The sequence below is a fragment of the Pseudomonas sp. 05T35 genome (assembly GCF_056396605.1).
In genome coordinates this window covers 1-11,272 of the sequence record NZ_JBFTLU010000105.1, presented here as the reverse complement: position 1 = coordinate 11,272, position 11,272 = coordinate 1, and the positions used below count along the sequence as shown (strand labels likewise).

General features: G+C 62.2%; 9 protein-coding genes. 1 reads left to right on the top strand and 8 read right to left on the bottom strand.

The window, feature by feature from the left end:
* Window positions 1–109: 109 nt before the first annotated feature.
* Window positions 110–799, top strand: coding sequence for a DUF2931 family protein (locus tag AC1DH9_RS10985; RefSeq protein WP_427545441.1), 690 nt, complete (start codon window positions 110–112; stop codon window positions 797–799).
* Window positions 800–954: 155 nt separating this feature from the next.
* Here AC1DH9_RS10985 and tagQ read toward each other — a convergent pair whose 3' ends face one another.
* From tagQ to tssM, 8 genes are all read right to left on the bottom strand, one after another.
* Window positions 955–1,884, bottom strand: coding sequence for a type VI secretion system-associated lipoprotein TagQ (tagQ, locus tag AC1DH9_RS10980; protein ID WP_477808161.1), 930 nt, complete (start codon window positions 1,882–1,884; stop codon window positions 955–957).
* Window positions 1,885–1,970: 86 nt separating this feature from the next.
* The gene (locus AC1DH9_RS10975) at window positions 1,971–3,698 is read right to left on the bottom strand and encodes a formylglycine-generating enzyme family protein (protein WP_427545445.1); all 1,728 of its coding nucleotides are present in this window, start codon (window positions 3,696–3,698) and stop codon (window positions 1,971–1,973) included.
* Window positions 3,691–4,887 (bottom strand): ABC transporter permease, encoded by a 1,197-nt coding sequence (locus AC1DH9_RS10970; protein ID WP_427545447.1) that lies wholly within the window; start codon window positions 4,885–4,887, stop codon window positions 3,691–3,693. Before AC1DH9_RS10970 ends, AC1DH9_RS10975 begins: the two co-directional genes overlap by 8 nt.
* On the bottom strand, window positions 4,887–5,603 hold the full coding sequence (locus AC1DH9_RS10965; protein ID WP_427545494.1) for an ABC transporter ATP-binding protein: 717 nt from the start codon (window positions 5,601–5,603) through the stop codon (window positions 4,887–4,889). Before AC1DH9_RS10965 ends, AC1DH9_RS10970 begins: the two co-directional genes overlap by 1 nt.
* Window positions 5,603–8,641 carry a serine/threonine-protein kinase gene (locus AC1DH9_RS10960; RefSeq protein WP_477808160.1) on the bottom strand — a complete coding sequence of 1,013 codons (3,039 nt, stop codon included), beginning with the start codon at window positions 8,639–8,641 and terminating at the stop codon, window positions 5,603–5,605. The genes AC1DH9_RS10965 and AC1DH9_RS10960 overlap by 1 nt, the downstream gene beginning before the upstream one ends.
* On the bottom strand, window positions 8,638–9,369 hold the full coding sequence (locus AC1DH9_RS10955) for a PP2C family protein-serine/threonine phosphatase (RefSeq protein WP_427545451.1): 732 nt from the start codon (window positions 9,367–9,369) through the stop codon (window positions 8,638–8,640). Before AC1DH9_RS10955 ends, AC1DH9_RS10960 begins: the two co-directional genes overlap by 4 nt.
* Window positions 9,370–10,020 (bottom strand): type VI secretion system-associated protein TagF, encoded by a 651-nt coding sequence (tagF, locus tag AC1DH9_RS10950; protein WP_427545453.1) that lies wholly within the window; start codon window positions 10,018–10,020, stop codon window positions 9,370–9,372.
* Window positions 10,017–11,272: type VI secretion system membrane subunit TssM (gene tssM, locus AC1DH9_RS10945; protein WP_477808159.1), on the bottom strand; the 1,256-nt coding region annotated here is incomplete at its 5' end. The genes tagF and tssM, both read right to left, overlap by 4 nt.

Below are 11,272 nucleotides of genomic sequence, written 5' to 3'. Positions count from 1 at the left end.
ATCCATCTCTCCGCGCACTGGAACGCCGTCAAAGGCTTCAACAACAGCGATCTGGACATCGTGTTCATCAATCGGCCCGCCGAAAATCATAGGCGAGTGGTACATCCCAATGTTTAAGAACTCACCCGCAGTTAAAGCGAGTGTTGCAATGTTATTGGCGTTGCTCTTGGGGGGATGCACCACGGGCCTTGGTCAGTCACTGCCTTATGACGCGTGGAGTCTTAATTTCTTTGGCCGACCTTACATGGAGGTCTGGATTGAAACGGCGGATGTCGTGGATATCAATGGACGCGTGTTCCGCGGCGCAGGTAGCGGAGGAGTGTCTACGGGTTATCCCCGCGCGCTCAGCAAAGGGATACCTGAGAAGTTTCTTGGCAAACCCAAAGGATGGCCTGAACACCCAACGGGCAGTGGCCGACGCGTTACTGGTGCTGATCTACCCCGCTTGGTCTACGTACGCTGGCAGTCGCTGGCCGAACCGCAGACCTATGAAGCGTACATCGAAATTCCAGAGTCGGCTCGAACTACCATGCTCAAGGGTGAAAGAGCTTTTTGTGGCGCTGATGGCAAATGGATAACGGATTATCGAAGCAGACTTATAGTTGGCCTAGTACCTGGCGGTATCGCCAAAGTGTATTTGGGTGGCCCTTGTCTGAAGGCAACCGAGGTCACCCGCGTACAAGGCACTATTAACCCCGAAGGCCCCTACGGGGGCACGTCCAATGGAAAACATCGGCCCCTGTCTGAAGAATCCAAAGCCTACATCGAAAAATTCGGCATCCCCTATGGAAGCTGGTAGATATGTAAATTAGCGCCCAACAGAATGGCGGATAACCCGCAGTTACTGGTGAAGCAAGCGCTGGATCACTTGCCAGCGCAGGAGATGGCGACGCATAGCGCCAAGATCATCCCCACGCAACACGTGGGGATGCTCAAGGCCCTACAAAAACTCAATCAAACGTTCGGGCAAGGTACCGGTGCCCAGTCGCCCAGGTCCGGGTTTTTGCACATGCTGTTGACCTGAGTGGTGCCTGCGCTGGCGACTTGCTTGCTTTCGGCCTGTTTGGCTTGTGCCGTCTGCAGGGTTTTCTCGGTGGTGACCGCTTCTTTCGGCACGGTAGGCAGTACCGGTTTTTTCGCCGGTTTCACTGCTTTTTTGCCCTTGGTCGGGGTCACGGCCGGCGTGGTTTCGGCGGTCGCCACGGTGACGACGTCGGTGCGCTGCACGCCAACCTGCTGCAGGTCTTTTTCGTAGGCCTGGGTGTAGTTGTTCAGGTCTTCGCTGGCTTTACCGTTCACCGCGACGATCAGGTCGTTGGACTCTTTGAGGCCAGAAACAATTTCTGCCAGGCGCTTGCGGCCCTCGATGTCATTGACGGTTTTGGCTTTGCGGTCAGCGACCAGTTTGGTGAACGCGCTCTGGTAGCACTGCTGGGACGCCTTGGCGTACGCGGTGCTGCGGTCGATGTCGGYGGCGCGTTTATTGACGTCGGAGGCGTAGGAGGCGATGCGCTGGTTGTCATCGGCGATCTGCTTCTGGCGCTCGTTGTAGTAACCGACCGCGCCGCCCGCCAAGGCACCGCCCGCTGCACCGATGGCGGCATTGCGGCCACGGTTCTGGGAATCGGTCAGGGCGCCCAACAGTGCACCGCCGACAGCGCCGACGGCCGCGCCGGTGACGACCGACTTGGTCATGTTCGAATCGGTGGCACGCAGGTGCTGCACTGGCTCGTAGCAGTTCGGGTAGTACTCGACCTTGGTGCTCGAGGCGACCTTGGAGGTCGGCGACGTGGCGCAACCGGTCAGTACGGTGCTGAAGCCGACGGCAATCAGCAGCAAATGACGCTTGGAAACTGAGGCAAAAGGTTTACGAGAGGAAAGCATAGTGATGTTCTCTTTTAAGGTTTGACCCGCTCAGCACAGCCCACCGCCGTCTGAGTCCCTTCCAAAGCTCGCTGTACAACAAACGATCAAGACCGCTGATCGTTCGATGCGAGCAATTCCTTCAATATCGCCGCCGGGTCGGCTCGTCGTTGCTGACGATAATCACCGACATGGCGAACGAATAACGTCGCGCGCGCCACCAGGCTTTTGCCCAGTACCGGCTTGCGCTCCAACTCTTCCTTGATGCGTTGAAACTGCGCCTGGATCACGGCATCGGTGTAGCGCGTGCCAGTCGCCAGGTTGTCGATGTAGATCGCCACCGCGCCATCCAGCGCGCTGCGGCCGTTGTCGATAGCCATGGCGAACAGCTTGGCGCTGGCCTCGTCCTTGGCATCCACGGCCTGCTGACGGCTCTTGTGCAGATTGGTCAGGCGAATGTTGTAGTTGTTGATGGTCTCGGCCACCAGGGCCGCCGACTGGATCAGGTTGCCGGCCGCCTCCTCGCGCTGTTGGGCGATGAGCGAGACGTTGCGCTTGAGCTCTTCGTTGACCAGCCCCAACTCGGCTTGCAGACGCGGATCGACGCTGACGGCAATGATGCTGTCCAGGCGTTTGGTCGGGTCCTGGGCGTCGTCGATGGCATCGGTCAGCGAAGCCAGCCGGCCTTCTTTCTGCCATTGGGCAAACAGTTCCTTGTAGCGCGAACGGGGCGCCGACAACGCGCCAATCGCGACCCGGAAGCCGGTGGTTTCGTTGTTTTGCTCGGTGCCGTCGGCGGCGAACAGCGGATACTCGCGACGCATCCCGGTGAACAAGGTGCCCTCGCCTTCCAGATAATTGCCGCCCTTGACCACGAAGCCGCCATAGGTGCCCTGACGGCGTCCGGCATGCACGAGCTGGAAGGACTCCTGGACCATCTCGGCGGCGTTGCCGATCACGTCGAACAAACCGATGGGGTTGGGCAATTTGGTACCGATCGGCATCAGCCGCGCAGCCTGGCCGGTGCCGCCGGCGACCTGATTGAAGACCGCCCAGTCCGCCAGTGGCCCGTCGCTTTCGCTGCCCTGCAGACGGCGGGGAAACAGGCGCCCTTCCAGATCCTGACGGCTGACGGCTTGCCCGCCCCGGGCAGCGAACTCCCATTCGACTTCGGTCGGCAAGCGCACAAAACCCAGCCCGCCCTCCTCTGCCGAGGTGCCGCGACCGCTCACCGGCAGCAGGTCTTTGTGGTATTTCATCAGCCAGGCGCTGTACACCGCCGAGAAGCGTTCAGCCTCGAATCGCGACAGCTTCACCTTGGGCAAACGCCCGGCCATGCCTTGCGGAATTTCAGCCTGCAACGCCTCGCAGGCCGGCGCCGGCTCGCCGCTAGCCAACGATTGTGCCTGGGCCATGACTTGAGCGTATTGGCGGGCGGTGACTTCGTATTTACCGATGAAGTAGAGCATCGGTTTGAGCGGAGTGTTGGCGTCGGTCTTGGGCATCAATGGGGTGATGCTCTTGCTCCAGTCCTTGGGCAGATCGTTAAGGGTGAACTGGCCATTGATGAAGTCCCGGCGATAACCGGATATGAACGACTGCTGATAACCGGCCTCGCCTTCGCTGAACGGGTAGCCGAGACTGATCTCGCGATCGTCCAGACTGCCCTGGGCCAGGATGTAGACATAACGGAACACCATCTGCCCTTCGCACGGCAACGGCAGGCTGACGTCATCGGGCAACGGCTTGGGGTTGTCCAGTTTGTCGGTGCCTTCATCAGCCCAGACCATGCCGGCCAGGCTCAGCGCCATGGCGGCGCCCAGTAACTTATACATCTCGGATTCCTTCACACGCCTGGATACGCGCCACTCGCCAGCCACCACAGAGCGCCGCCACGGCGCTGACGCCGAACACTGCCGCCAGGGCCAACGCGTAGTGACGCGCCAGCAGATGGCTGGCGTACTCACCCGGCATCTGCACAAATAGTTGGTTCAGGCCCGATTGCGCCAGGCCATACAGCCCGACGCTCAACAGGGCGGCAAAGCCGGCGCTGTACAGTGCCTGTATCACCACAAACAACAGCAACGCCGCCGTGGAAAATCCCAGCAGACGCAACACCGACAACTCTCGACGCTTACGCTCGACCGCCGCCAGCGCCCCGGCAAAAATCGCCGCGAACGCTCCCGCCAAGGCCAATCCGGCGATGATCCAGAACACGATCGACAGGTTGCGGCTCAGCGATTGCACCTGGGCGATGGCCTGGGCCTGGGTCGAGACCAGCAGGTTCTGTGCAGCGAAGTACTGGCGCAGCGGCTCGACATCATTGAGGCTGCGGGCGTACAGGCGAAACGCCGGATACACCCGCTGCTCCGTCACACCCACCGCAACACCTGGCCAACCAAACACAGGCACGGCGCGGCCGTCCCGGTAATCTTCAGCCGCTTCCAGTAACGTCAATGGCGCGAACAATCCTTCCCGGGCGAAGGCTTCCAGCGGCAGCACATGCAGCACCTGAACACGAGTGCGCTGCGCCTCGCCACGCCCGGCCACCTGCCGACCGAAACTGGCCTGCAGCCAATCACCAGCCTTGACCCCGAGTTTTTCGGCGGCGGTCTGGCTCAGCAGCACTTGATCCAGCCCTTGCGGCATCGGCAGACTGCCAAGCAAGGGATCGTTGGCGGCGGTGGGGATCATTTCGACGGTCACCGTCGAAACGTCAGCGCTCAGATCCGCCGTCGCGGCAATCTGCCGGGTGCGTGGCAAGGCGAACGCCACGTCACTGCGCCGGCTCAACTGTTCGATAAACGCGGCACTGAATCGGCCACCACCCAAGGGAATGATTTCCCGGGTGGCCGGGTCGTTTTCCAGGCGCTCGGTCAAACTGCTGACCAGGCCGAATTTCAAGCCGAACAGCACCAGCAGCGGCGCAACCACCGCCACCAGCGCCAGTACCGAACAGGCCGACAGCCACGCATTGTTGCGGTAATCCTGCCAAGCCAGGGAAGCCATCAGCGCGCCACGCATCAGCAAGCCTCCCCGAGGGTGGCGGTAACACCGCCATCGACGTCGCGATGACAACTGATGCGTCGCACCTGCAAACCGCTGGCGCGGGCCAGTGCCTCGTCGTGGGTGGCAACGACGCAGCACACGCTGTGTTCACGAGCCTGGGTTACCAGTAACTGCATCACACGTTCCGCGTTGAGTGGATCGAGGGCAGCGGTCGGTTCATCGGCCAACAACAGGCGCGGCCCATGTGCCAGGGCGCGGGCGCAACTCACCCGCTGCCGTTGGCCGACGGACAAGTCGCGCGGTCTTTTGCCCAATTGTTCAGTGATATCCAACGCCCCGGCCAGACGATCCACGCTGCCGTCGTCTTTCAAGCCGAGCAGTTGGCGCGACAGGTCGATGTTGCCGCGCACGTCCAGAAAATCCAGCAGACCACCGGTTTGCAGCACGTAGCCCAAGTGCCGGCTGCGCAGGTCCGCCAAGGCGCTTTGCGCAGCTGCGCGCCACAGCCCGGCWATGTCCGTCGTGGTTTGGCCGGACGCAAAATCAAACTGCCCGGCCTGGTCCGGAGCCAGCACCAGCGCGAGCAAATCGAGCAACGTGCTTTTGCCGCAGCCACTGGGACCGACCACCGCCAGTTGTTCACCGGCACGCAGTTGCAACCGTGGAATCACCAGGCTGTAGCGCTGGCTGCCAGCGCCCCGGCTTTTGTGCACCGCGCTCATGTTCAGCATCACGGCAGCGTCGACAACGGAACGCGGTACAAGGCATCACCCGGTTCGGCATCGCCGAAACGCACCCAGTTGGCCAAGTCGTTATGGAAGGTTTCGTAGAGGCGGATTTTTGAGTCCAGTTCGTCGATAAAGTCTTCCTGCTCGRCCACGCTCAGGGACAGCCACAAATCCTGGGTCATGTTCAACGACTTGCTGCGGTAGGGCAGCCCTTCCAGGTACTCACCCAGAACCCCGCCATCGGCCAGGTTGCCGCCCTTGCGCAAGGCCGAAGGATCGCGGCTCATGTAGGCACTGGCACTGGCGATTTCCTGGAAGAAATTCTTCGGCGAGGTCTGGGTCTTGCGGGCAGCATCGACGATCAGTTTCAGCGATTGCTGCAAGTCGTTGAGCTGCAGCTTGGTCAGCATCACGCACACCTGGAACGCCGGCAGGGTCGGGTTGGTCAGGTCGCGGTCGGCGGTCCAGGCGCTGACCAGTTGTGGCGCCTGGCTGGCGGCTTTACGCCCCAGGAAGTCCATGTGCATCGCGTAGCCGACGGCTGCCGATTTGTCGGTCAGGCTCGGCGCGGCGCTCAGCAGCGGCACGGTTTGCGGCGTGTTATTGCGCACCTGATGCACCAGGTCGGCAAACACCGAACCGATCTCGTCCACCCGCTCACCCAACTTGCGCACATCGGCGCCCGGTACCGGAATGTACAGGTCGCCGATCTGCGGGTTGGCGTCGGCGGTCAGGGTGCGATATTGGCTTTGCGCACCGGCGTGGGTTTTCTTGCCTGCGTCGCTGAGCAAGTGCAAGGCGTAGATCTTGATCTGCTTGCCTAGCGCAGCCTGACGTACTTCGGCCTCGTTCATTTGTGTGGAGGCATACGGGTCGTTCTTGCGCAGGGCGCCAGCATCGGTGACCAACAGAATTAAGCGCCCACCATAACCGGACCAGTCCATGCCCTCGACCGCTTCCATCACACCGGCAAACGCATCTTCGTTGAACGAATGGCTCGAGACCGTGGTCGCCTTGACCTGCCGCGCCAAGTCCATGAAGCGCTGTGGGTCGCGACCCTGTTCCAGGGTGATCAAGGTTTTAGCGACGTATTCCAGGCCCGGGGTTTTCTTGATGCTGTTGCGAAACCCCACCAGGCCGAAGCTGACACTGTCCAGATCGCCGCGCTCGGCGATGTGGGTTTGCAGTTGGTGTACCACGTCGCGGACCTGATCGATGTAGGGCTGCATGGACACGGTGGTGTCGACGACCAACACCACGGCGGTGCGAAACGCGTCGGCATTGGCGGCACTGATCGGGGTGTTGCCGGCAGTGGTCTTCGGTGCATTGCCGGGGTCGATGGACGCCACGTTCAGCAACTGCACCGGCTGGCCGTTTTCATCGAAACTCTCGCGCGAATCGAAGATCGGCAACAGGTAGAACTGGTTTTGCGGCACCGCGCTGGCGGCCGGTTCCAGGGCCAGCACTTGCTGATTGTCTTCGTGGTTCTGCTGGGCCTTGAGCAACAGGTTTTTTGCAGCCTGCGGATCGGCCAGCAACCGCTCTACTTCACCGGGCTGACGCAGGAACATCACCGGCGCACGGCCAGAACGCTCGGTGAATTTGAGCACCAGGCTTTGCTTCCAGTCGCTGACTTGCTCGGCCGACAACCAGCCATCACTGCGCCCGTCGGTGGCGGTGCCAACGCGCAGCCACGGGCTGCCGGCAACCTCTTTGCGCTGATAGACGTACAGCACGGAAAACGCCGGCAAGGCCTTGCCAGGTGTGGCCCCTGGTTCAGCGGCGAGTTTGGCCCCCGGCTTGCTGAGCACTCGCTGGAACAACGTTTTTTTGCCGGCCATCAAAAGCGGACGCTGACCGTCATCGACTTGTGTCACCACAGGGGTCTTTACGGGTGGCTCTGGTGCAACCACTGCCGGTGTCGTGTTGGCCGGTGGCACTGAAACAACCGGCGTCCTGGCATCTGCTTCGACGTCACCAGACAACCACCAATAACCTGCGCCGCCCAAGGCCAATACCACGGCTACCGCAACGGCGGCAAGCGCGAACACCGGCCCCTTGCGCTGCTCCGAAGCCGGGGGGTGCGGCGTCGACTTCACCGTCGCCGCAACAGGCCTGGCTTGAGGTTGTGGCTGCGCGGGGCTGGTCGGAATGTCGATGGACACCGGCGTCAGCCCCGCCAGGTCATTGCTCACCGGAAGGGGCAACGGCCGGATTGTGGTTGCTTCAACCGATTCCCTGGGCAGATTATCCAGCGCCTGCAACAACGCCTTTGCATCCGGGAAACGCTCGGCCGGATCCTTGGYCAGCAGCTTGCGCAGCACCTCTTGATAACGGCCGTGGTGCACCGGCAGCTCCGGCAGCGGTTCGGTCAAATGCGCCAGGGCCGTAGAGAGCGCGTCGTTGCCGGTATACGGCAGTTTGCCGACGAGAATTTCGTAGAGCACCACGCCCAGGGCATAAAGATCAGCCCGGCCGTCAATGTCCTGGCCGCGCGCCTGTTCCGGGCTCATGTAGCTGGGCGTGCCAACGGCGAAACCCGCTTGGGTGAACTGGGTGCGGTCGTCCAGCGACTTGGCGATGCCGAAGTCCGAGAGCACCGCTGTGCCATCGGCGCGGAACAGAATGTTCGCCGGTTTGACGTCGCGATGAACCAGCCCCAGCCCATGGGCATAGCCCAGCGCCGAGGCGATCTGGCGGACGTAGATCAGGCCCTGCTCCGGCGTCAGGCCGGCGGCGATGCGCTCCTTGAGCGTGCCGTTGGGCAGGTATTCCATGGCCATGTAATACAGCTCACCGACATTGCCGATGTCATGGATGGTGACCGTATGCGGGTGAGACAGGCGCGCCAGGGTTTTGCCTTCGCGCAGGAAGCGCTCGCAGAAACTCGGGTCGGCTGCCAGCGCAGCGGCCATGACCTTCAACGCCACCTTGCGCTCCAGCGAGCGCTGGGTCGCCAGGTAAACACTGGCCATGGCGCCTTCGCCGATTTCACCGTCGATGTCGTAGCCTGGGATCAACATGTTCGCAGTGAGGTTCATGAAGGCACCTTCACGACGATGACGGTGATGTTGTCCGGACCGCCACGCATCAGGCCCAGGGACACCAGGCTGCTGGCGATTTCTCCGGGCTCGTCGTGGTTCAGTACCTCGGCGATCTCATGGTCCTCGACGGTCTTGTTCAGCCCGTCGCTGCACAACAGGTAACTGTCGCCGGGCATCAACAGCAGCTCGACCATCGCCAAGTCCAGTTGCGCATCGACCCCGATGGCGCGGGTGACAATATTGGCCCGTGGATGCACCCGGGCTTCGGCTTCGCTGAGCAGGCCGCTGTCCTGCAAGTCCTGAACGTAACTGTGGTCCCGCGAGATGCCTTCGAGCAGGCCGTCACGCAGGCGATACAAGCGGCTGTCGCCTGCCCACAGACACACCCCGCGCAAGTCACGCGTCGCCAGCAACACCACAGTGCTGCCCATCATGGTCACGCCTCGGTTGGCGGTTTCTTCACGCACGGCGGCGTTGACCCGCAGCAAGTCGTTTTTCAGCGCCGCGGCGTACTCGTCCAGCGATCGGCCCACGGCAATGCTGCGCACGCTGTCGACAATCAGACTGCTGACGTAGTCGCCCGCCGCGTGCCCGCCCATGCCATCGGCGACCACCCACAGGCCTTTTTGCGGCAGGTCCAGGCAAGCGTCTTCGTTAACCTGGCGGACCATGCCGACATGGCTTTTGCTTGCAGACTTGAGGATCCTTCCAACGCTTGAACACATCTACACAACACCTTCTTGGCCGAGCAAAAATTGCGCAAAATCAGCGGCGGCCGGCAGGCCCTGGCACCGCAATAAACCGGGCGCGATGCGCTCCGAACCCTGGCCCCACCACACACTGGCCCCTTCGCAGGCCTGTTCGGCGAGGGCGGTCATTCGCGCCTGCGGATCGGTGACATCAAAGCGGTGCAGACCGGCAAAACGGCTGCTCCGGGTGCGCCGCAGGTACGCCGGGCTACCCAGCGTCTCCAGCCCTGCACCGAAGGCTTCGAAGCTCGCCTCCACGCTCAGGGTGCTCAACATCAATTGCTCGACCTGTTCAAACCAGGCATCCGAACCGCCGATCACTGACGCTGGATCAGCGTCGTGATCCAGCAGCACCGCAACGGTCAGCGGAAAATATCGGCCAACCCGATCGACGCTCGGCATCACCACCCCCACGGCGGCCTGCGGCCCACACACACCGGGCGCGACCATAAAGCGCCATAGCGGACTGACCAGATAGGCATTCAGCCAACGGTCGCCGAGGCTCTGGCTGGCGAGCAAACCCGCCGCCAGCCATGAATCCCAGGGGCCAATAAAACTCTGCGGCAAGCCACGGCTGACAAAGTCCCCGCGACTGGCCAACTTTCCATAGAAACCCGGCGTGCTCATAACCGCTCCGGCAGGCTGAAACCACTGAGCACACGGCTCTTGAACGGGTTGAAGGCGCTGTTGGCCCGCAGCTCGTAAGAGGCGCTGGCGCCGTCGACCCGCAGCCGCAGGTTGAAGCGATCCGGCGAGTTGCCGGCGGTCAGGTCCGATTGCTCGAGCAGGCGGAACCAGGCCCAGGGRCCGTCCAGGGTGATGCCGGACCGACCGCTGGCCGTGGGCGGCATGATCGAGATCCGCACCACGCCAATGCTGCCAGCGTTGGGCCATTGCATGGCGGTCGGACGACTCGGGCCGTGGTCGTAGCTCAATTGCTGGCCATCGAGGTCAAGTAAAAACTGGGTGATGCTGGCGTCCATCGCCACGGGCTTGAGTTCGAAGCGCACCATCGGCTGGGTGCCGCCGGAACGGAAAAATGCATCCCGGATGGTCGCTGCCCGCTGGAAGGTCTGCAGCACGCCCGGGGCGATGCCGAGCTTCTGTGCGGCGCCCGGTTGCCAGCGCCAGGCCTGGGTCGAGGTATCCACATACGGCTGCAGGTATTTTCGGAAGTAGTTGTCCATCACCCCGCCCACACCGAAGAACTGACCGAAATCGTCGAGGGTCGCGTCCCGTGCACTTCCCGGCGACATCGGATAACGCCCGGCCAGGGACTGGCGATAGATGTTCAGCACTTCGCTGGTCCAGGCTGCGTTCAGTTGATTGCGGACTCCACCCATCATGGTGTTGGTGGTGGCGTTGACCACCGACTTGACCAGGCCCTGCACCAACGCCGGTTGACGCTCGGCGTTGAGACTGACCCGTGTCGCGGCAGCCGCGGCCTGGTTCTTGGCTTCGCCGAGCAAGGCGTCGCCGCTGGCGCCGACCATGGCGCTGACCTGCACATACAGGGCGTTCATGTCGGCCAACAGGCCATCGATGGCCGCCGGCTCGCCTTCGTTCTTGCTGACGATGCGGTTGAGTTCGACAAAATGCGCGGTAACTGGATCGTCACTGGTCTCAGGTGTGTTTTGCGTCGCCTGCTCATGGCCGAGCAAGGTGCCCAGGCGCTCCTTGAGCTTGTCGACCCCGCCTTCCACCGGCGCACCCTTGGCGGCCAGCAGGCGTTCTTCCTGTTGCAGGTCGGTTTCCTTCGCCACCGCCACCAGCAGTTTTTTCAACGGCGAAGTCGGCCCGGAAATCACCCGCAGCACATCGGCGGCCTGGGCCACGCTGGTAATCGGCACGAAGTCGATATCAGCCAGCAAGGCGTCCC